Here is a 22,951-nt window from a genome sequence, read left to right as displayed (position 1 = left end):
CAGGTTCATAGTTTATCCTATTTCTATTTCGGTTCTAAATACAACTACAGCATCACCTTTTATTTGAATCAATGTAGGCTTATTGTCTTCAATCTTAATTTTGACTTTTATTACGCCAAGTCTGTCTATTTTTTCTCCTTGTCTTCCGTTAAATTCGAATTCAGAGTCTTTAAAATCAACGATTTTATTCTGTATCAAATATCCTCCCAATGGTCCGTTTGCATTACCTGTAACAGGATCTTCATTTATGCCAATTCCGGGAGCAAACATTCGGCCATAGGTTAAAATATCTTTGTTATCTGAATCAAAAGTAAACACAAAATAGCCATTGCAGTTAATGGTTGCACTCAAGTTAGCTAATGCATTGTAGTCTGGCGATAAACTGTTCAGTTTTTCTCGGCTTTTAATTCCTATCATAACTTTAGAATGTCCTGTAGATGCTATCTGAATAGGGCAATTTTTATCAGCATCAGATTCTTCTAAGCCTAATGCAGTTAGCATTTTGTTGGCTATATGTTTATCGAATGTTGGACTTAGTTCAAAAGTTCCTTGAGTCATTAAAATTTGATAATCTTCATTGTTTTTGATAATCTCAAAAGGAAGAATACCGATTTTAGTTTTAAATCTTAAAATGCAAGAATTTAAATTTTCTTCAACAGCTTTAGCATACATTGCAGCAATTGTAGCATGTCCGCAAATAGGAACTTCGGTACTTGGTGTGAAATAACGAATTACACCGTCGCAATCATCATTATCTGGAGGGAAAAGAAAGGCTGTTTCGGAGTTGTTTAATTCTCTAGCTATTTGTTGCATTTGGTAATCATTCAGTCCTTCGGCATTTACAACTACTCCTGCTGGATTTCCTTTGAACTTTTCTTTTGTGAAAGAATCAATTTGGTATGTTATTCTTTTCTTCATCGTTACTTTTTTTGACCTACAAATCGTATCACAGAACCTTTTCCGTTATGAAAAAGACCTTCATTCAATTCTATTTCTTTCTCAGTTAATTCGATGATTTCATAATCAGGAAAGTCAGCTTTTATTTCATCAATAGAAAATAACATATCTAGTTCTTTTGGCCCACCAATTTTTTCGTCTTTTGAGTTGTATTCGATATGTTTCTTACTAAATGCTTCAAAAATTAGTAACCCTCCTTTGCGTAAATAGTTGCTAAGTGTTTTGTGGTACAATGATTTAATGTTACCAGGAAAGTGCGCATAAATTAAGGCAATTGCGTCAAACTGTTCGGGTGTATAATTTAATGTTTGTAGTTCGCCAATCTGATAGTCAATTGTCACGTTATTTGCTTTGGCAAGTCGTAAGGCTTTATTTTTTCCTTCGATGCTTATGTCAAACGCCGAAACTGCCCAGCCCAGTTTGGCAGCAAAAACTGCATTCCGACCTTCTCCTTCAGCAGGGAAAAGGATTGTTCCAGTATTTAGTTTTTCTAACTGTTCTTTTAAATAGTTGTTTGGATGCTCACCATATGCAAACTGATCTGCGCTATATCTGTCATTCCATCTTTCGGTCCAAGAATCATTCATTTTTTTCGTGAGGGATTAGTGTCTTTATAAATTGTTACAACATTTACTGTTGCTTTGTTTATTAGGAGCGTTTTTAGCTTTACGAAAATACGAATTTTAAAGGGAATTTGTTGGTGTTTTGAACCTTCAAAAAATAGATTGGGTAGAGATATTCATGATAGTTACAAAATAAGGTTCTTGCTGCGTGAAGGATAGAGGTGATATCCTTTTGTGTGCAGAGCAAAGCAAAAGATAAAGCCGAAAGCCTGACCCATTTTCGGGTCACGCCATAAAAAACATCCGACTTGTTTTTCACAAATCGGATGTTATAGTATTGTTTAATATTGATTTTTTTAAAAAGTTATTTCAGTTTTTTTATTATCTGATTTACCGTTTCTTCTAATCCTTTATGGTAATCTCCTTTTTTGAATTCTGGTATTGCAGTACTAGATATGATACTCTTAATTTCGTCGTAGTTAAGTTTATTACTTATTTGCTCGCTGCCCTGAACCTGAATTTGTCTTAGCCCTTTGCTTAGGATAACTAAAACGGTAGTATTTAGTTTTAATTGATTGGCTAAATAGGTATTTAAGCCCAATGAGTATTCGGGGATACTGGTATAAGGTTGTATAGAAGAAGTTGTTACAACAATAATTTTATGACCTGAGCTTGTTTCGTATGATTGTAAAGTGTTTTTTAAAGCTTCGATTTGATTTGGGGCTAATATTTTTTCGAAATCATTTACGTAATTGTATGTTTTGGAAAAAATATTTTGTGCTTCCGAATTTGGGATAGCCGTTTTATTTGTTTGGGCAAAAAAACTATTTAATGAGAATAAGGTAATTGTAATAATAAAGAATGTCTTTTTCATCTTAGTGCTGGTAGGTTAGATTTGGTGCCGCGAAAATAAGACATTATTGTCATAAAATATTCTCTAATTTTATGTAAAATGGTTACTATTTTATTGTTTTAATGTAAAGTGTTTGGGAGGGATATTACTGAATATGATTCTTCTTTTTTGGAGAAAAGGCAAAAAAAAATCCGACTTGTTTTCACAAATCGGATTTAGATATTTAAAGCGTGGATTTCTATTTCTGATTAAATAATAAAATAGAAATTATTTTTAGTAAATCTTATTTTTTTTCAATTCCCCAAATTAATTCTGATTCATGTCTTTTAATATTATGAATTTCAGGACCATACTTACCCCATGCAAATCCACTTTTATTTGCTTTATTTCGTAAATCTGCAATAACAAAATTTTCAGGAAGTGTTAATGCAAAGTTTTTTAAAGTTGAATCTTGTGAATTTATTGCATCTTCTATTTTTGTAAATCCATTGTTTTTTGACCAGATGTCAAAAACTATTTTTTCATGGATTATATCTAAATTTGATTTGTTTCCATTTTTGCCAAAATCGTCTAAGTGTTCTAGAAATTGGGATAAGTTTTCTGAATGTTTTACAATTACAGCAGGATCGTGACAAACGTAAAATATGCTTCCCCAGTTTCCATTTTTTTCAATATCTAATATCCAAAAGTTGCCAAATCCATCGCCTGCAAGAAGTACTGAATTAGGGAAAATTTCTTCAAGACCAAATTCATTAATTCGATCGAAAGTTATCTCTTCAAGTGGATCAAATTCCATTCCGTTTGAGAATTTTAAAAGTTCTCTAATTTCAGAGGGTATTTTTCCTGTTGGAAGCTGCTCGGCTAAATCGTCAATCTCTTGAACAGTTAAACCAGGATTAAGTTCTATCTTATATTCATCGCCATCTTCTGAAAAGTATTTTTCATTTAAAAGAGATTTTAGTTGTTCTATTAGTATCATTGAATAAAAAATTTTATGTTATTTTTTTAATGTTTGATAGATAGTAATACATTCTATCTAAAAGATTAAAAAAAATATTAATCACAAATATAGTTTTTTTACTACAATAGAATAATGTCATTATTTTTAATCTTCATAAAAAATCCGACTTGTTTTCACAAATCGGATTTAAAATTGAAAATTATATGTAACCGTAGAGATGCTTAGGTGCATCTCAGATTATTATTTACAAGTGAATTACTTCGCCGTAAGCATCAGCAACAGCTTCCATAACAGCCTCGCTCATAGTCGGGTGAGGGTGGATAGATTTTAGGATTTCATGTCCTGTAGTTTCAAGTTTACGCGCTACAACTGCCTCAGCAATCATATCGGTAACACCAGCACCAATCATGTGACATCCTAGCCATTCGCCATATTTAGCATCGAAGATTACTTTTACAAAACCATCAGGAGTTCCAGCTGCTTTTGCTTTTCCTGAAGCTGAGAATGGGAATTTACCAATTTTTAATTCGTATCCTTTTTCTTTAGCTTGTTTTTCTGTTAAACCTACAGAAGCAATTTCTGGAGTTGCATACGTACATCCAGGAACGTTTCCGTAATCGATTGGCTGTACATGTAATCCAGCAATTTTCTCAACACAGTTGATTCCTTCAGCTGAAGCTACGTGAGCCAAAGCTTGTCCAGGAGTTACATCACCAATTGCATAATATCCAGGGATATTTGTTTGGTTGTAAGCGTTTACTAATATTTTATCTCTGTCTACAGCGATTCCTACTTCTTCAAGACCGATATTCTCGATGTTTGTTTTGATTCCAACAGCCGAAAGTACGATGTCAGCCTCAAGAACTTCTTCTCCTTTTGCAGTTTTAACAAATGCTTTTACACCAGCACCAGTTGTATCAATACGCTCTACAGAAGAGTTAGTCATGATTTTGATTCCTGCTTTTTTCAAAGAACGCTCCATTTGTTTAGAAATGTCTTCGTCTTCTACAGGAACAATGTTTGGCATAAATTCTACAATAGTAACTTCTGTTCCCATTGAGTTATAAAAATGAGCAAATTCAACTCCAATAGCTCCAGAACCAACGATAATCATTGATTTTGGTTGTGTTGGTAATGTCATTGCCTGACGGTATCCTATTACTTTTACTCCATCTTGAGGTAAGTTTGGCAACTCACGAGAACGAGCTCCAGTAGCAATGATAATATGATCAGCACTATATTCAGTAACTTTATTGTCTTTATCTGTAACGTCAAGTTTTTTTCCTGGCTTTAATTTTCCAAAACCATCGATAACGTCGATTTTGTTTTTCTTCATCAAGAATTGAACACCTTTGCTCATTCCTTCAGCAACACCACGACTACGTTGTACAACAGCAGGGAAATCTTTATCGAATTCAGAAACAGTCAATCCGTAATCGGAAGCGTGTTTTAGATAATCAAAAACCTGAGCTGATTTAAGTAATGCTTTGGTTGGTATGCAACCCCAGTTTAAACATACACCACCTAAGTTTTCTTTTTCAACTACGGCTACTTTAAAGCCTAATTGTGATGCTCTAATGGCAGTTACATATCCGCCTGGACCACTTCCTAAAACAATAACGTCGTATTTCATTTTTTAAGTATTTATTATATTTTTAAAATTGAAAGCGGTTAAAAACGCATTTCATTTTCTATTTATCAACTATCGAATAGAGATTGCGAATTTAAGGATTTATTTTAAAAAAAGGTTTAATTTTTATTTCAAGGTCAATTTACATTGACTATTTCACAGAGATTAAAATAAAAGTGATTTAATATGCTATAATTAAGCGAATAATCGGCTTTTTTTTGAGAAAATAGCAGTAAATCTATGACAGGACTAACTGTGTGTTTTATTAATTTGCAACTACAAATTGAGAGTCGTATAAATTTTTATAATATCCATTGGTACGATTAATCAATTCCTGATGTGTTCCTTGCTCTACAATAAGCCCTTTGTCCATAACCACAATTTTATCGGCATTAACAATTGTTGCCAATCGATGTGCAATTACAATCGAAGTTCTGCCTTTGGTAATCGTTTCGGTAGCACGCTGAATCATTTCTTCAGAGTATGTATCTATAGAAGAAGTTGCTTCGTCTAAAATTAAAATACTAGGATTACTTACATAAGAGCGCAAGAAAGCAATAAGCTGGCGTTGTCCTGAAGACAGCATAACTCCACGTTCTTTTACATCAAAATCATAATTATCGGGCAAACTCATAATAAAATCATGAACACCAATTACTTTGGCAGCTTCTAGAACCTGAGCTTTTGTTATTTCGGGATTATTAAGGGTAATATTATTGTAAATTGTATCGGCAAATAAAAATACATCTTGTAAAACTACAGCAATTTGCTTGCGTAATGAAGCCAAAGTATAGTTTTCTATATTATTCCCGTCGATACAAATCGTACCACTGTTTATTTCATAAAAGCGATTCAATAAATTTATGATAGTCGATTTTCCAGCTCCTGTAGAACCTACAATTGCTATTGTTTGTCCAGCTTCGACTGATAAATCAATTCCTTTAATAACTTCTTCTTCTGGGATATAACCAAAACGAACGTCTTTAAATTCGATGGTTCCGTTAAAAATAGGAGCTTCGATAGTTCCTGTATCCTGAATATGATCCTGAGTGTCAATGATATCAAAAACACGATTGGCAGCTATCATTCCTAATTGCATCTCATTAAATTTATCTGCAATCTGGCGCAATGGGTTAAACAGCATTCCGATAAACATGGTGTAGGAGAATAAATCTCCAAATGTGGTAAAATTATCTCCGTTAAGAATTTTAAAACCTCCAAAAACAACAATACAGCCTAATGTAAGTGATGAAATAATGTCGGCAATAGGGAAGAAGATTGAGTTATATAAAATTGTTTTAATCCATGCTTTTTTATGTTTTCCGTTTATTTCTTTGAAACTTTCATATTCGGTCTTTTCACGATTAAAAAGCTGAACGATTTTCATACCTGTAACACGCTCTTGTACAAAGGAGTTCATATTGGCAATTTGAGTACGAACTTCCTCGAAAGCAACTTGCATTTTGCGCTGAAAAATTCGAGTAATATAAACAAGGATAGGCATTGCTATCACAACAATCCAAGTAAGTTTCCAGTTCATGTAGAACATAAAAATCAAGACAACAAGCATTTTCATCAAGTCGCTAATAATCATGAATAAACCTTGGCTAAAAATTCGGGCAATCGACTCAATATCAGAAACAGAACGAGTAACCAATTGTCCCACAGGAACAAGGTCGAAATATTTCATTCTGAAACTTAAGATGTGCTTGAACAATTTCGTACGAATATCTTTTACGATATCCTGTCCAAGCCAATTGGCCCAATACACAAAATAAAACTGAGAGAAAACCTCTAACATAAGTACAATTCCCATTAAGGTTACATAAAAAAGTAGTCCTAATTGGTCATGCGTTTTAATATATCCATCCACCGTTTGCTTAAGTAAATAGGGGCGGAGTGCGGCAAAAATAGATAGTGAAATGGCAAAAATGATTACACCATTATAACGCCATTTATAAGGTTTAGTATAAGTAAGAATTCGTTTGAAGAGGCCAGTATCAAATGCTTTTGCTTTCATTTTATTTAGGAGCTGTTTCCTGCTTTTCATTGCAATCTTTATTGTTTTTAAAGAAAAAACAATAAAGGATTTACATTTCAATCAGGGCTATTAGGTAATATAATCGTACTCAACCTTAGTTAAATACAATCCGTGAGCCGGAACCGAAAAACCTGCTTTGTCTCGGTTTTTACTGGCGATAATGTTTTCGAAATCTTCCAGCGTAATTTTATGCAAACCAATATTTACTAATGTACCTACAATGGCACGCACCATATTTCGTAAAAAACGATTGGCCGATATCGTAAAAATTAGCTTATTGTTTTCAGTTTTCCAATACGCTTCAAAAATACTACAATCAAATGTATTTACATCTGTATTGACCTTTGAAAAGCATTGGAAGTTGATATGATTTAACAAAATTTTAGCAGCTTCGTTCATTAGAGGGACATCTAAATATTGATGAAAATACCAACTTAGTTCTTCTAGAAACGGATCTTTTACAATATTGATATGATATTCATAGGTACGCTTGGTTGCGTCAAAGCGACAATGCGCTTCGTCTTTAACCAAAATAATATCATAAATAGCAATGTCTTTTGGTAAATATGAATTGAGTTTGTGTATCAAATTTGGTACCTCAATAGGAGAATCATAATCAAAATGAGCATACATTTCTTTAGCATGAACACCAGTATCAGTACGTCCAGCTCCCATTAAATTAATAGGTGTATTTAATAAAACCGAAAGGGCTTTGTTAAGTGTTTCCTGAACAGATGCTGCATTAGGTTGGTATTGCCAGCCGTGATAATGTGTGCCGTTGTATGCAAATTGTATAAAATATCTCAAGTTTTTAAGCTTCTAGGAGTGTGAATAGCAAAGGTACAAAAAAGGTTTTTTTAAAGGAGGTTCAAAGGTTTTTTTTAAGATTTTAAGGTTTTAACGTAGAGACGCACCGCAGTACGTCTTTACAAGGTATTTCTGCAAAAAAAAACAATATTCAATTCCAGAATATCAAAATCTTGATGAGAGACGCACTTGTGATACACCTCTACAATGTACAATCAACGATGTACCTCTAAATAAACCTCAGAATTTCAGAGCCTTAGTGTCTTAAAAAAGAAAACCTATGCCTCTCTGAGCCTTTGCCTCTTTGAGCCTTTAAATAAAAAAAACCTTTGTACCTTTGTACCTCTCAACCTCTGAACCTTTCTTAAAAAATTGAAAAAAATACTCTTACTTTCCGATACTCACAGTCATATTGATGATACTATTTTAAAATATGTTTCACAAGCTGATGAAGTATGGCACGCAGGTGATATTGGTGATTTATCGGTGAATGATGCTATAAAAAAAATAAAACCATTACGTTGTGTTTATGGGAATATAGATGATGCGAAGGCACGTTTAGAATTTCCTTTAAATAATCGTTTTATGTGTGAAGGTGTTTCGGTTTGGATTACTCATATTGGTGGATATCCTGGGAAATATAATCCTGCTATTAAGGAAGAAATGGCATCTAATCCTCCTAAACTATTTATCTGTGGACATTCGCATATACTTAAAGTTATGTTCGATAAAAAGAATAATTTATTGCATATGAATCCTGGCGCTGCAGGAAAAAGTGGTTTTCATCAAGTGCGCACAATGCTTCGTTTTGTGATTGAAGGAGATAAAATAAAAGATTTAGAGATTATCGAAATCGAAAAGCGGAATTAGTTTAAGTTTAAGTACATTATAGGAACTTCTATTCTAATTGAGGTTCCCATATTAATTTTGGATTTAACAGTTATTTCTCCTTTTAAGTTCTTTATTCTGGCCTTAATTTGATTTAAACCAAAACCTTCGATGATGTGAAACTTATCCGTTTTATATCCTCTGCCATTATCACTCACGTTAATAATCAAGTTGGATTTATCTTCAGTTAATGAAATGTTTGCAATGCTGGCCTCACTATGCTTAATAATGTTGTTTAAAAGTTCTGAAATGATAAAATAGATCCTCATTTCAAATTTTTCATGATAGCGAGTTTTGGAAGGAATTGTACAGTGATATTCAAATAATATGGTTGAGTTAGAGTTTTTTTCGCATAAATCTTCTAAAGCATAAAACAATCCAAATCGAACTAATAATGTAGGTAAAAGTTCATGAGATAAATCACGTACTTTGTCGTGTGCTTCTTCGAGGATGAATTTTGTTTTTAGGATTTCTTCAGAAACAGGTTCGTTTTGAGTCGAAAAAACGTTTAGGTGCATTCCTGCCGAGGACAACAATGCGCTGATATTGTCATGTAAAAACAAAGCAATTTTTTTACGTTCACTTTCTTGACCATCAATACTAGCGTTGATTATGTTTTGTTGTATTTTACCTTGTATGTCTTTTAGTCTATTTTTTTGTTTTAGTTTGGTATTTTGATAGAAGAAATAAAATAAGATGATACTAATCACAAATAGTGATATCATAATGCTAACCACTTTTTTGTTCCGGGATTGCTCTAGTAACAATGATTGCTGATTGGATTTGTATTGATTTCCAATTTTATCGATATCTCTTTTGTACTCGTCAACTTCTAGATTAAGTCCAGCAACATCAACCTTTCGTAATTTATCTTCATTGTTTAGCTCTTCATTTAAGATATGATAAAGAGCAAGGTTTTTGTATGCAGCTTTATGCTCTCCTATTTTTGACAAAAATTTAGAATATTCTAGATATGTAAAGGATAAATCCGATTTTTCATCACCATCAATACCAAGTTTTATTGCTTTTTTATAAAAGAAATCAGCTTTTTGGTTTTCATTTGTGTGATTGTAGTACATACCATTAAGCATGTTTAAAACTACTAAAGTTGATTTGTCGCCATGTTTTGGGTGAAATTTATTGATATAACTTAAGTAGGGGTAGCCATCATTATAGCCGCCAATATCAAAATATGCCCAAGCTATATTTAATTTTGTAAAAACAATTTGAACGGAATCTTTTATTTTAGTGCTATAATAGAGTGATTTTTTGTAGAATGAAATTCCTTTCTCATACTCTTTTTTATTAAAGCAGTATATGTTCCCTAAATTATTGTAAAGCCAATTTTTAAGTTCTCCGTTAGTTGTTTTTTCAGCATAGATTAACCCTTTGTTGTAATAAAATAAAGCTTTATCGGGTTCAGTTAGTTCGTCAAAATTGGCTGCAATTGTATTATATGATTTTGCAATAAGATTGGGATCTTTGGCATTAATCGCGTAGGTTAATGTGATTCGGGATTGTGTTAGTGATTTTTCGTGATGACCATCACGCATCAATTTTACAGATTCATCTGAAAGCCTTTCTATCTCTTGTTTTGATAATTTTTTTTCTTGTCCAAAAACAGTATTACCGTAATTTTGGATAAGAAATAGTATTAAGACAATAATCCGAGTAGAAGACATAAAAAAATATTTGCCGTTAAAAGTACATTAAGTTATACATAAAAAGTAAATTTTGTTAAATCACTTTGGTAATTTGTTCTAATGAGATAAAATATTTCACTTTGTTTAAAGTATTTCAAATAGCTACTTTACAGGTTTAAGATTTTATTAAATTATTTTTAATTGCATATTTTACTAAACCAATAGTATTTTTGGTCTTTAGTTTTTTCATTATATTCTTGCGATGTGTTTCTACAGTATTGGTACTAATAAAAAGTAATTCGCTAATTTCTTTTCCACTATATTCGAGCGAAATCAATGTTATTATTTCTAATTCACGAGAACTTAAAATAGAATTTTCTTCTCGAGTTCGTTCATTAAGTTTAGGATTTCCTTTTGTAAATGTGGTAAATATTTTTTCTCTTACTGAATCACAAAAATATTCTTCACCTTTATTGACAGCTTCAATGGCTTCGATGATATTTTCACCAGCGCACTTTTTGGTTAAATAACCACTGGCTCCAAGGTTCATGACTTCTTTGATGATTTTTAAATCATCATAACTAGAAAGGATTATTACTTTACAAGGATAACCTTTTTCTGAGAATTCTTTTAGGACTTCGATGCCGTCTTTTTGTGGCATGCTTATATCTAAAACTAAGATACCAGTATTGTTTGTAGTTACATCATTATAAATATTCATTCCGTTTAAAGACGAACCCACAACTTCAAATTCTGAAACAGTATGTAATAAATTAGTGAGCCCATCAATAAGTACCTGATGATCGTCGGCTAGATGTACTCGTATTTTGTTTTTCATAAAAATGATGACTATATAATTTCAAATTTAGGTAAAAATAAGAGAATGCGAGTGTTTATAAGGGTTTATTTTGTTCATAATTGCATTAATACTATAATTTCTTGCACAAAAAAACCCGAATCTTTCAATTCGGGTTTTCTTCGCACAAAATAAATTAAATTTATAGGTTTACCTCAATCGATCCACAGATTTTACAAGATCCTCGTCCTTCTTGATGGCCTTATTAGCTAATACTAATAATACGATAGCAACTATAGGTAGAAACATCCCAATACCTTTCTCTGAAACAGCAGGTGTTTCTCCAGATAAATTTAGTGAGTGATATACAAATAATCCTAATAAAATTAAATTTAATATGATATTCAGTCTGCCCATGACAAACTGGTTTTGTCTTTTTTTGTATGAAATGACACTTACTATAGTAAGCATAGTGCTTAAACCTAGCAAAACAACGTAAAGTTGATTTTGCATAAAATAATAAGGTTTAGCATCGGCAGTTATCCAAAGTGGAACAAAAAACATTAAAATGCTCGTTACTGCAAATGTTAAAATTAAATATATGGTTTGAACTCTTTGTATCATTATATCTTGTAATTGTTTTACAAAAATATATTTTCTTTTTTTAAAATACTATTGTATGATAAAATTTTATTCGTATTATTGCATCATAATACCGTAAGCACTTCATACTGCGGTTGATTCAATAAAAAAAATAAAGATACTACCTATTCTTTTACAGTATTTCTGAAAATTAATTAAATTCATAGAACATTCATGTTTGATATTTCTGCATTAAAAGAAATGAAGCTTTCTGAGCTTCAAGAAATAGCTAAATCAGCTAAAACCATAAAAGTTAACGGTGTAAAAAAAGAGACATTGATAGGTCTTATTTTATCACATCAAGAAGAAACTGTTAAACCAGCAGTAGAGCAAAAAGTTAATGATGCTGAAGATGATAAGCCAAAAAGAGCTCGAATTGTTCCTGTAAAAAAAGCAGCTATACAAAAGAATACAGTTCAAAAGAATATAGTTTTTGAAGAAGAAAAAGAAAATAAAACAAACGAAATTCTTGATGATCCAATAATTCCAGCAGTTCCAGTAGTAGAAGCAGAGACTATTCAATCTGTAGAATCTTCAGAAAATGGAGCTCCTGAGAAAAAGCCATCAAAAATTATAAAATTCAATAAATCGGCCTATGAAAAAAAGGTCGCTTTACAAAAAGAAAAAGAAGCAGTAAAAGAAAATGCTTTAGTAACTGAAACTCCAAGTGAGACTTTAGTTGAGACTTCAGAAAATGCAACATCGGAAAAAGTTGAAGCGCCAGTTCAGACCAAAAAAATAAATCCGAACCAGAATAAGCAAAACCAAAATCCAAACCAGAATCCAAATCCAAATCAAAACCCGAATCAGAATCAAAACGGGAATAACGGGAATCAGAACCCAAATTTTAAAAGTAAAAAGAATAATTTTAGAGACTCAGATTTTGAGTTTGATGGAATTATCGAAAGTGAAGGTGTTCTAGAAATGATGCCAGATGGATATGGTTTCTTACGCTCTTCAGATTATAATTATTTAGCTTCTCCTGATGATATTTATTTATCAACTTCACAAATCAGATTGTTTGGTCTTAAAACAGGTGATACAGTAAAAGGAGTAGTGCGACCTCCTAAAGAAGGAGAAAAGTTTTTTCCATTAGTTCGTGTTTTAAAAATAAACGGACATGATCCACAAGTAGTTCGTGATCGTGTTTCTTTTGAACATTTAACGCCAGTTTTCCCTTCTGAAAAATTTAAATTAGCCGAAAAGCAAAGCACAATTTCAACTCGTATTATTGATTTGTTCTCTCCAATAGGAAAAGGACAACGTGGTATGATTGTAGCGCAGCCAAAAACGGGTAAAACAATGTTGCTAAAAGACATTGCAAATGCTATTGCAGCAAATCATCCTGAAGTATATTTAATTGTTCTTCTTATAGATGAGCGCCCAGAAGAGGTTACCGATATGCAACGTAGTGTGCGTGGAGAAGTAATTGCTTCTACTTTTGACAGAGAGCCACAAGAACACGTTAAAATAGCAAATATAGTACTAGAAAAAGCAAAACGTTTGGTTGAATGTGGTCATGATGTAGTGATTCTATTAGACTCAATTACACGTTTGGCAAGAGCTTACAATACAGTTCAACCAGCTTCGGGTAAAGTATTAAGTGGTGGTGTTGATGCGAATGCATTGCAAAAACCAAAAAGATTCTTTGGAGCAGCTCGTAATGTAGAAAATGGTGGTTCATTAAGTATCATTGCTACAGCATTAACTGAAACAGGATCAAAAATGGACGAAGTGATTTTTGAAGAATTCAAAGGTACAGGTAATATGGAATTACAATTGGATCGTAAGATTGCTAACAAACGTATTTTTCCTGCAATTGACTTAACTTCTTCAAGTACGCGTCGTGATGATATGTTATTGGATGAAAAGACATTACAAAGAATGTGGATCATGAGAAAATATCTTTCAGATATGAATCCTGTAGAAGCAATGGACTTTATTAATGATCGTTTTAAGAAAACTAAAAATAATGAAGAGTTTTTAATCTCTATGAATGATTAGAGGAAGGTTCAAAGTGACAAAGTAACAAAGGTTCAAAGTAACAAAGAGGCTAAGGTTCTAAGGTTTTAAAAACTTAGTTTTGAAGTTTCTGGATTAAAATTTTATAAAAAGAAAGGATGAGTTTTACTCATCCTTTCTTTTTAACCTCAGAACCTCAGAACCTCAGAACCTCAGAACCTCAGAACCTCAGAACCTCAGAACCTCAGAACCTCAGAACCTCAGAAAAAGCTTATTTCTTATCAACTACAGGTCTGTTTTCTCTGTTTGCTAAATCCCAAGCTATTACAAAAGCCAATTGGGTTCTTTTTGTTAAAGCGTCGTATTCGATTTTTTCTGGTTCATCACCTTTTTGGTGGTAATCTTCGTGAACTCCATTAAAGAAAAACACTGATGGAATGCCATGTTTAGCAAAATTATAATGATCAGAACGTTCATAAAAATGATTTGGATCTTTTGGATCATTAAATTTAAAATCTAAATCGATTTTAGTATATTTTTCGTTTTGAGCTACTACGATGTTATGCAAATCGCTAGATAATCTGTCGGCACCAATTACATATACATAATTGTTTGATTGTGCATGTTCTACATCGCGACGCCCAATCATGTCGATATTAATATCGGCGATTGTATTTGCAAGTGGAAACAATGGGTTTTCTGAGTAAAAACGCGAACCGTGTAAACCATGTTCTTCTCCTGTTACATGTAAGAAAAGGATAGAACGTTTTGGACCGTGTCCTTCTTTCTTTGCTTTTGCAAATGCCTGAGCCATTTCTAATAGGGCAACAGTTCCCGATCCATCATCATCGGCACCATTATATACTTCGCCATTTTTTACTCCTACGTGGTCATAATGTGCAGAAATAACTAAGACTTCATCTGGCTTTTCTGAACCCTCGATATATGCCCAAATATTCTCTGAATCTGGTAGATTCTGATTTCTTCTAGCATTTAAGTATGATGCTGGAATGTGCTGGTAGTATTCGGTTGCGGCTTTAGGAAAAGGGACTTTATCTTTTTTGTATTGATCGATAAGATAAATACCAGCTTTTTTTTGTCCTTTTGAGCCGGTTTCTCTTCCTTCCATTTCATCTGATGCAACTATATAAAGATGCTTTTTTAATTCGGCAGCTGTTATGGTGTTCATATATTTGGTTGGATCCGAATTGTCTTTTGCAATTACACTTTGCGTGTTCTTACATGAAAATGCGGAGACAATTAGTAATAGAATTACAATTTTTTTCATTTTTTGTTAGTGTAAATTTATAAATGTATATAGAATATAGAATGTTAGTAAAAATACTATAAAGAAGAAGTTGATAAAGAATAATGCTACACTTTTGACAAAGGAAACGAATCTTGTTTCTCCATAAAAACGATGATGTGCCGGATAAAAATAATAACACATCCAAACTATTCCTGCAAAATGTATAATGCCTGAAATAAAGCTCAAAAGACTAGATGAACCGAGTAATCCAAATAATTTTTCTGTAATGAACAAAATGAGAAACATGAGCAGCAAAAATGAAAAATAATGCAAAGTAAAAATTCCGTGATCAAAATAGTACCATTTCTTTTTGTTATGAAAAATCCACAAGAAGAAAGCGAAAAACGGCATTATGATGAAAAGAATCTTTGGGATATTATGAACAAAAGATTCGATAAACTTTTCAATGATTTCCTTTTTAGTGTTAGTTTCTGTCACGTGGGCAGCTTTCTCATAAATCCAGTATTGTAATTCATTAAGTTTTTCTTTTTCTTTCCCATATTTTTGAATGGAATCGATCTCTTTCATTGTTTTCAGCTTAAAATATGACTTATCGACTGTTTTCGACTTAAAATAGGATTTTTCATTCCATTTTTTAACTTCTTTTGTATTTGCTTTTTCGATATTGGATGTAATTTCCTTTTCACTTTTTGTCAGATTCTCTGTTACTGTATTGGGAAATAATGCAATTAAAAGAAAAGTAACAAAACTGATAAAAATGTATAATCGAACAGGTGCTAAATATGACAAACGTTTTCCAGAAAGATATTCTTTGGTTAGAGCGGATGGCTTAAATAAAAGATTTCTAATTGTACGCCAAAAAGCATTCTCATAATGCGTTAAATCTTCGAAAAAGTGAATAAATAAATGGTGGAATGTTTTTCGAGTATCAGTGTTTTCTTGTCCACAATTGGGACAAAATTTTTGTTCAACAACGTGTCTGCAATTCAGGCAGGTTTTGTCTTTTCTTAAAGCACTTTTTGACATAAAAAAATTGGTTTGGTATTTTTTGGTTTGAGATAGTTATAATTATTTTTTCAAGACTTCATTTAAGAAAAGTTTTAAATGTTCAAATGAACGTTTAGCGGCTTTTTCATTATATGCTGCTCCCTTCGAATTATCATTTCCTGCTTCGGGATTGGTAAATGAGTGTACGGCATTTGCATAATAAATCATTTGCCAATCGGCTCTAGTATCACGCATTTCTTGTTGAAAAGAGTTAATTTCCTCTTTTGATTCATATGGATCATCAGCACCGTGACAAACTAAAACCTTTGCAGTAATAGGCTGAGCTGGTCGCTTAATATCTTTTCCTAAGCCACCATGAAATGAAACAACTCCTTGTACATTAAGATGCCCTCTTGCAGCTTCAAGAGCACCTGTTCCTCCAAAACAATATCCAATTATAACAGTATTATTAACGTTGGCTCCTGATTTTACTAATTGTTGTAAAGCTAGATTAATTCTATTTTGATAAATACTAAAATTACTCTTGTAATATCCAGATAGTTTGCCTGCTTCGGTATTGTCGTTAGGATAGTTTCCTTGTCCGTATATATCTGCAATAAAAACATGATACCCCAGATTAGCTAAATTCTCAGCAATTTCTTTGGATGCAGTATCAATTCCTTTCCAAGCAGGAAGAATTAATATCCCTGGATTTTCGTTGCTTTTTGTTGTAGGATTAATGGCGAGTCCGTTTAAAACCTGACTTCCATCTGCATACTTTACTGGTTTTAATTGTGCGTTCATGGTGTTACAAAAAAGTATAATAGTGAACAAGAGAAGGGGGATTTTTTTCATAGTTTCGTAAATTTAAACAAATATTAGAAATTTTATGTTACAAAAAAATTTCAAAATGTATTTCTTCTAAGTTTTTTATAAACCGATTGTTAGGATGTAAATTATTTACCAGGATGATAGGTTTTTTCTGCATTTTTTATAACATCTTCTTTATAAAATAAGACTTCTTTAAAATCTCCTTTTTGATACATTTCAGCTTGATCAGTAAAATGTTTTGAGGCAGGATCTCCACTGTTTCCTCCAGCTAATAATGACTTCGCTTTTATTTTTGTACCAAATTCTACTGCACAAACAAAACTATTACCATTATATCCGTAACGTTTTTTAGAATCATTTTGATAACTGCTTTTAAATGATGGCAGGCTTCCCCATGAACCTGGACCAAAAGCAATTGGTAAACTTGGTTTTGAATCGTCATATTTTAAATCGATATCACCGTTAGAACGTTGAAAGCGGTTAATTTCGCCCCATGCTATTTTCCATGTTCCCCATTTTGATTTTAGTTCGTTTAAGACAGATTGTAATTGTGGGATTAATTGAGCTGCAGTTGCATTTTTCGCAAAATTCATGGTGTTTTCAACCTGATCCAATTCGCCTTCATCGATATAGGCTTTTAAGATAATTGGATCTAATTTATATGCCCATTCTACTGCTAATGTTGTTGCTATAGAATTTTCTTTGGCATAATAATCCCAGTTTTTTAGAACCGAAATTGGTTCAGATAAATCACTGTATTCTAAGTCGGTTAATTTGATGTCTTTTTCAAAATGAGTGACTAAAGCAGGTATTAATATTTCAAATATAGACAGTTTACTATCATAGCCATCGGTAATTACTTTGTCTAATGTATAGTTATCTCCTTTACTAAATAAGCGAACGGCATTTATTCCTCTAAAATTTTCTCCATCAGGTGCCATGTACGGTAGATAGTTTTCTTTTTTCGGACTGTTTTCTCCTGCTACTGAATAGGGAGTAGAATTACAATTTTGAAGCCAGCCATTTATAGGATTGTATATATGTACTGTTTCATTTACTTCATGAAGGCCTTTCCATTGTGTTGATGAAATGGAACCATCAACGACTTTTGCCCAATTGTAGTTTTTGTCTCTTATTGGGATAAAATTGCCGTGCCAATAGGCAATATTTCCTTTGTTATCTGCATAAACGGTATTATTGGAAGTATTAGCTTTTAAATCCATCGCTTTTTTATACTCTTCAAAATTGGTTGATTTTGTTCTTACCCAGCTCTGAATTAGGCTAGTCATCGATCTATTATTTGATTTTAAACTAATCCATTTCCCATTACGTTTGGCCATAATCGGTCCGTTATTGGTAAAATAAGTTTTGAATTTTTTAGGAATTAATTTTCCGTTTTCAGTATAGTTTATTGTAATTGATTTTTCGACAACAGGTAGTAGTTTTTTATCGAATTCATAAAATAATTTTCCGTTTTTAGTGACAATTTTTTCGGCATACATATCAGCAACATCTACATTTGATGATGTGTGCATCCAACCGCAATAGTCATTAAAACCTTGGTAAACGAAAAATTGCCCCCAAGTTACTGCTCCATATACATTTAGCCCTTCTTCACTTGTTACCTGAACTTCTGGTCTAAAGTAAAAAGTTGTATGAGGATTAATGTATAAAATTGCATTCCCGTCAGCTGTTTTTGATGGTGAAAATGCAAAACCGTTTGAGCCTGTTTGTACATTTTTTTCTCGTTCTAGATAAGCTACTTTGTCATTGTTTCCAGAATAAAATGCTTTTAATTCACCAGTTGTAAGATCGGCAGTGCTTATTGCCCCAATACTTCCGTCGGTCCAAAGTAAAGGGAACCAAGGTTCGAAACGAGTTAAAAGAGCTGGTTTTACTTCTGGATGTTTGTATAAATAAAAATTGATAGCATCTGCATAACTATTTAAAAGTTTTTTGAGCCAGATTGGTGCTTTTTTATAATCTGCTTTTGCTTCTTGAGTATCAATTAAAAGACGTATTTCCAGATCATTGTATAAAACTGATTGTCCTTTTATTTCTGAAAGACGTCCTAGTTTTTCAATATAATTCATCTCAATTCGCTTAAAATCATCTTCGCATTGTGCATACATTAAACCAAAAACTGCATCAGCATCTGTTTTGCCATAGATATGCGGGATTCCCCAATTATCTCGAATTATGGTAACTTTTTGTGCAATTTCCTGAAATTTTTTGATTTCTTTTTTGCTTACATTTTGCGAAAAAATGGATATACTAAAACTGCAAAAAAGGAGCGCTAATTGAATTGTTTTTTTAGAATAAGACATATCGATTTACCTATAATTAAGTTTCCTCCGAAATTAATGTATTTTTTATAAACTTGCATTTCGCTTGAAGGCACAACCTAATTCTATAATAGAATCTGTTTTAGCGATTCCTGGAATACTATCGATTTTTTCGTAGAGTATTTTTCTCATGTGCTCATGGTTCTTGGCGATGATTTTTATGTAAAGGGTAAATGAACCTGTTACAAAATAACATTCGGTGATTTCGGGAATTTTTTTTAATTCTTCGATTATTCTGTCAGAATCGGAATCTTTATTGAGGGTTATTCCTGTAAATGATGCCCAATCATACCCAATTTTTTTTTCATTTACAACTGGTTTTATTCCTGATAATACACCTTGTTCTATTAAACGATTGATGCGCTGATGCACCATTGTATTAGAAATTTTTAAGTTGGTTGCAATTGCAGAATATGCCATTCGACCGTCTTTTTCTAATTGTTTGATGATATTGATGTCAAATTCGTCTAATGAATCCATGAGTTTTGCTTTAAATTAAATTGACTTTATTTTGGGTAAATAAGTTTAAATTGACTTTTTAGGCTCTTAATGAAGTCAAAAGTATTGAATTTTATTGTAAAATTAAAAAATAGTCTTATTTTTGTAAAAAGTTAAAAATAAAGATCATGGAACAAGTTCAACAAATTCTTTCGTCAAAATCTAATGTATTAATCGAAAAAGAAAATAAATATGGTGCTCATAATTACCATCCTTTACCGGTAGTTTTAGAAAGAGGTGAGGGGGTTCATGTATGGGATGTTGATGGAAAGAAATATTATGATTTTTTATCGGCATATTCTGCGGTAAATCAAGGACATTGTCATCCTAAAATTGTGAAAGCAATGGTAGATCAGGCACAAACATTAACGCTGACTTCAAGAGCTTTTTACAATGATAAATTAGGAAACTATGAAGAGTTTGTAACTAAGTTTTTTGGTTTTGATAAGGTTTTACCAATGAATACTGGTGCTGAAGCTGTAGAAACTGCTATTAAATTATGTCGTAAATGGGCATATGAAGTAAAAGGAGTTGCAGAGCATGAAGCACAAATTATTGTTTGTGAGAATAATTTTCATGGTAGAACAACTACTATTATTTCTTTCTCTAATGATGAAAGCGCACGTAAGAACTTTGGTCCTTATACGGCTGGGTTTATAAAAATAGAATATGATAATCTTGATGCTTTGGAAAAAGTATTGGAATCATCTAAAAATATCGCTGGTTTCCTTGTTGAACCAATTCAGGGTGAAGCTGGGGTTTATGTTCCTTCTGAAGGATATTTGGCTAAAGCTAAAGCACTTTGCGAAAAACATAATGTTTTATTTATTGCCGATGAAGTTCAAACGGGAATTGCTCGTACAGGAAAATTATTGGCAGTACACCATGAAAATGTGCAACCTGATATTTTAATTTTAGGTAAAGCAATATCTGGTGGTGTATATCCTGTTTCGGCTGTATTGTGTAATGATGTTATCATGAACGTTATTAAACCAGGACAACACGGTTCGACTTTTGGAGGAAATCCTGTTGCTGCTGCTGTTGCGATTGCAGCTCTTGAGGTTGTAAGAGATGAGAATTTATCTGAAAATGCAGAACGTTTGGGAATTATCTTGCGTAATGGTTTAAATGATATCGCAAAACGTAATAACCTTATTACTCTGGTTCGTGGAAAAGGTTTGCTAAATGCAATTGTAATTAACTGCGACGAAGAATCTGATCTTGCTTGGGAAATTTGTTTGAGATTTAGAGATTACGGATTATTGGCTAAACCTACTCATGGAAACAAAATTCGTTTGGCTCCACCTTTGGTTATTACCGAAGATCAAATTAAGGATTGTCTTGCTATTATAGAAAAAGCGCTTAACGATTTTAAAAAATAAGTAACAATTTATAGCCTAGCCCTGATGGGAACGGCATCCTTTTTCTGGCTTTTTTTGACAGAAAAAGATATAGTGTACAGCAGGAGATTGCTCCTGAAAAATAAAAAAGCGATAGTTTGAGTACTATCGCTTTTCGTTTATAATTGCTTAAAATATCAAAAAAAGCAACTATTTCTTTAAAGGGTTTCCACCAGGCATTACCTCGGTTTTTAGTTTGAATTTACTGTATTCTACTACTCCTGTTTTATCGGCCCATTCAAAATATTTTGCAGATAATTGATTTACAATTCCAGGATTTTGTTGTGCTATATTGGTGGTTTCGCCTCTATCAGTATCGATGTTATAAAGTTCCCATTCGTATGATGGATATATCGAAACTAGTTTCCATTTGCCATCTCGTACAGCTCGGTTTCCTGCTCTTTCCCAAAATAATGGTGTGCCTCGATTTACCTGCGAAACATTATTAAACAAAACAGGTAACAAACTGCTCCCAACCAAAGGGTTTGTTGTCACACCATTATATTCTTTGGGATATTCTATTCCAGCTAATTCATAAAATGTAGGGGCAAGGTCTATGATATGCCCCGTTCCTTTATCAATTCTTCCTGCTTTTATTTGCGATGGATACCATGCAATAAATGGAGAACTAAAACCTCCTTCGTGCATGTTATTTTTATATTGTTGTAATGGAGTATTAGATAAGTAAGCCCAGTTTTGTTCCTGATAATCAAATGATCCTGATGTTCCTACTGGCCCTGTGTTTCTTACAAGATTTCTGTTTAATTGATTGTAGCTATTGAAACCGCCTTGCGCACCATTATCAGAAATGAAAATTATTAGCGTGTTTTTGTCTTTTTTTAGTGTTTTTAATTCATTTAAAATTTTCCCAACATTCTGGTCCATATTATCGACCATTGCTGCGTAAACTTCCATTTTGGCTTTCCAGAATTGTTTTTCGTCATACGTTAGTTTATTCCATTCTGGTACTTCGGGATCTCTTGGGCCAATGGTTTGATCTGCTTGAAGGATTCCGTTTTCTTTTAATTTCTGAATTCTTTTTTCTCTTAAAATATCCCAACCGTCATCAAATTTGCCTCTGTATTTAGCAATATCTATAGGTTTTGCTTGCAATGGCCAATGTGGTGCTGTAAAGGCTAAATACAAAAAGAAGGGTTTGTTTTCTTTATTTTGTTCTTCTAGAAATGTTACGGCATTATTTCCTATTTCGTCTGTGAAATAATACGAATCGTCTTTTGGGTGTAATTCGACATTATTTTTTATGAGTTTTACTGGATAGGGTGTTTTTCCGAATGGTAAGGGTTTGGTATCAAAATAGTTTGATGCTCCTTTTAGTATTCCGTAAAATTTATCAAATCCTCTTTGGTTTGGCCATTGTACTTGATCTTCAGAACCTACGTGCCATTTTCCGGATAATAAAGTACTGTAACCTCCAGAACGAAAAACTTCTCCCAAGGTCAATGATTCTTTGTTTAAATAACCTTGATAGGCTGGCAGGCCAAGATTTACATCAAAGAAGCCAACGCCTGCTTTATGCTGATATTGTCCAGTTAATAAGGAAGCTCTGGTTGGTGCACAAATAGAGTTGTTGTAAAACTCTCGTAATCGCAATCCTTCTTTGGCTAGTTTATCGAGGTTCGGTGTTTTTATTTCTGATCCATAATTTCCTAAATCGGAGTAGCCCATATCATCTACCATAATTAGGATAATGTTTGGTTTTTGAGGATTAGTTTGTGCCTGAACTAAAACAACTGTTGTTAGTAGCAGGTTTAGTGTGATAAATATTTTTTTCATTCTAATTGATGTTTTTTAATTGGTAAATATTAGCTGTATTTTTTTTAACACATAGAGACATAGATTTAAAATTGAATTTTAAG

Annotated in this window: 19 protein-coding genes; 3 read left to right on the top strand and 16 right to left on the bottom strand. The window is 32.6% G+C overall.

Annotated elements, in window-relative coordinates:
* Positions 1–12 precede the first annotated feature (12 nt).
* From OIU80_RS13500 to truA, 7 genes are all read right to left on the bottom strand, one after another.
* A complete protein-coding gene (locus OIU80_RS13500) occupies positions 13–918 on the bottom strand; it encodes a PhzF family isomerase (RefSeq protein ID WP_264287529.1) in 906 nt (301 codons plus the stop codon).
* 2 nt (positions 919–920) lie between these two features.
* The gene (locus tag OIU80_RS13495; protein ID WP_264287528.1) at positions 921–1,544 is read right to left on the bottom strand and encodes a class I SAM-dependent methyltransferase; all 624 of its coding nucleotides are present in this window, start codon (positions 1,542–1,544) and stop codon (positions 921–923) included.
* A gap of 340 nt (positions 1,545–1,884) precedes the next feature.
* Positions 1,885–2,394 carry a TPM domain-containing protein gene (locus OIU80_RS13490; protein ID WP_264287527.1) on the bottom strand — a complete coding sequence of 170 codons (510 nt, stop codon included), beginning with the start codon at positions 2,392–2,394 and terminating at the stop codon, positions 1,885–1,887.
* A gap of 262 nt (positions 2,395–2,656) precedes the next feature.
* Entirely contained in the window at positions 2,657–3,352 is a 696-nt protein-coding gene (locus tag OIU80_RS13485; protein WP_264287526.1) for an SMI1/KNR4 family protein, read from the bottom strand.
* Positions 3,353–3,578: 226 nt separating this feature from the next.
* Complete coding sequence (lpdA, locus tag OIU80_RS13480) at positions 3,579–4,967, bottom strand: dihydrolipoyl dehydrogenase (RefSeq protein ID WP_264287525.1); 1,389 nt, start codon at positions 4,965–4,967, stop codon at positions 3,579–3,581.
* A 262-nt stretch (positions 4,968–5,229) separates the two neighbouring features.
* Positions 5,230–6,984, bottom strand: coding sequence for an ABC transporter ATP-binding protein (locus OIU80_RS13475; RefSeq protein WP_264287524.1), 1,755 nt, complete (start codon positions 6,982–6,984; stop codon positions 5,230–5,232).
* Between the two features lie 90 nt (positions 6,985–7,074).
* A complete protein-coding gene (truA, locus tag OIU80_RS13470) occupies positions 7,075–7,812 on the bottom strand; it encodes a tRNA pseudouridine(38-40) synthase TruA (protein WP_264287523.1) in 738 nt (245 codons plus the stop codon).
* 372 nt (positions 7,813–8,184) lie between these two features.
* On the opposite strand from truA, the gene OIU80_RS13465 reads away from it, so the two are divergent.
* Complete coding sequence (locus OIU80_RS13465) at positions 8,185–8,682, top strand: metallophosphoesterase family protein (RefSeq protein WP_264287522.1); 498 nt, start codon at positions 8,185–8,187, stop codon at positions 8,680–8,682.
* Here the strand turns inward: OIU80_RS13465 and OIU80_RS13460 are convergent.
* The 3 genes from OIU80_RS13460 to OIU80_RS13450 all read right to left on the bottom strand — a co-directional run bounded on the left by OIU80_RS13460 (position 8,679) and on the right by OIU80_RS13450 (position 11,763).
* Entirely contained in the window at positions 8,679–10,382 is a 1,704-nt protein-coding gene (locus OIU80_RS13460; protein ID WP_264287521.1) for a tetratricopeptide repeat-containing sensor histidine kinase, read from the bottom strand. The genes OIU80_RS13465 and OIU80_RS13460 overlap by 4 nt on opposite strands.
* 136 nt (positions 10,383–10,518) lie before the next feature.
* On the bottom strand, positions 10,519–11,181 hold the full coding sequence (locus tag OIU80_RS13455; protein ID WP_264287520.1) for a response regulator: 663 nt from the start codon (positions 11,179–11,181) through the stop codon (positions 10,519–10,521).
* A gap of 168 nt (positions 11,182–11,349) precedes the next feature.
* Positions 11,350–11,763, bottom strand: a complete 414-nt coding sequence (locus OIU80_RS13450) for a DUF4293 domain-containing protein (RefSeq protein ID WP_264287519.1) — start codon at positions 11,761–11,763, stop codon at positions 11,350–11,352.
* Between the two features lie 192 nt (positions 11,764–11,955).
* On the opposite strand from OIU80_RS13450, the gene rho reads away from it, so the two are divergent.
* Complete coding sequence (gene rho / locus OIU80_RS13445; protein ID WP_264287518.1) at positions 11,956–13,785, top strand: transcription termination factor Rho; 1,830 nt, start codon at positions 11,956–11,958, stop codon at positions 13,783–13,785.
* A gap of 229 nt (positions 13,786–14,014) precedes the next feature.
* On the opposite strand, the gene OIU80_RS13440 is transcribed toward rho, so the two are convergent.
* From OIU80_RS13440 to OIU80_RS13420, 5 genes are all read right to left on the bottom strand, one after another.
* Entirely contained in the window at positions 14,015–15,031 is a 1,017-nt protein-coding gene (locus tag OIU80_RS13440) for a M28 family peptidase (RefSeq protein ID WP_264287517.1), read from the bottom strand.
* Positions 15,032–15,037: 6 nt separating this feature from the next.
* Positions 15,038–16,039: a DUF3667 domain-containing protein gene (locus tag OIU80_RS13435; RefSeq protein WP_264287516.1), complete on the bottom strand. Its 1,002-nt coding sequence runs from the start codon at positions 16,037–16,039 to the stop codon at positions 15,038–15,040.
* A 42-nt stretch (positions 16,040–16,081) separates the two neighbouring features.
* Positions 16,082–16,855 carry a dienelactone hydrolase family protein gene (locus tag OIU80_RS13430; protein WP_264287515.1) on the bottom strand — a complete coding sequence of 258 codons (774 nt, stop codon included), beginning with the start codon at positions 16,853–16,855 and terminating at the stop codon, positions 16,082–16,084.
* A 101-nt stretch (positions 16,856–16,956) separates the two neighbouring features.
* Complete coding sequence (locus OIU80_RS13425; RefSeq protein WP_264287514.1) at positions 16,957–19,158, bottom strand: penicillin acylase family protein; 2,202 nt, start codon at positions 19,156–19,158, stop codon at positions 16,957–16,959.
* Positions 19,159–19,203: 45 nt separating this feature from the next.
* Positions 19,204–19,656, bottom strand: a complete 453-nt coding sequence (locus tag OIU80_RS13420) for an Lrp/AsnC family transcriptional regulator (protein WP_264287513.1) — start codon at positions 19,654–19,656, stop codon at positions 19,204–19,206.
* A 146-nt stretch (positions 19,657–19,802) separates the two neighbouring features.
* On the opposite strand from OIU80_RS13420, the gene rocD reads away from it, so the two are divergent.
* Positions 19,803–21,056: an ornithine--oxo-acid transaminase gene (gene rocD / locus OIU80_RS13415; RefSeq protein WP_264287512.1), complete on the top strand. Its 1,254-nt coding sequence runs from the start codon at positions 19,803–19,805 to the stop codon at positions 21,054–21,056.
* 168 nt (positions 21,057–21,224) lie between these two features.
* Here the strand turns inward: rocD and OIU80_RS13410 are convergent, their stop codons facing one another.
* The gene (locus OIU80_RS13410) at positions 21,225–22,868 is read right to left on the bottom strand and encodes an arylsulfatase (protein WP_264287511.1); all 1,644 of its coding nucleotides are present in this window, start codon (positions 22,866–22,868) and stop codon (positions 21,225–21,227) included.
* Positions 22,869–22,951 lie beyond the last annotated feature (83 nt).

The organism is Flavobacterium frigoritolerans (assembly GCF_025847275.1).
Taxonomy (GTDB): domain Bacteria; phylum Bacteroidota; class Bacteroidia; order Flavobacteriales; family Flavobacteriaceae; genus Flavobacterium; species Flavobacterium frigoritolerans.
This window is presented reverse-complemented; position numbering and strand designations above follow the sequence as displayed.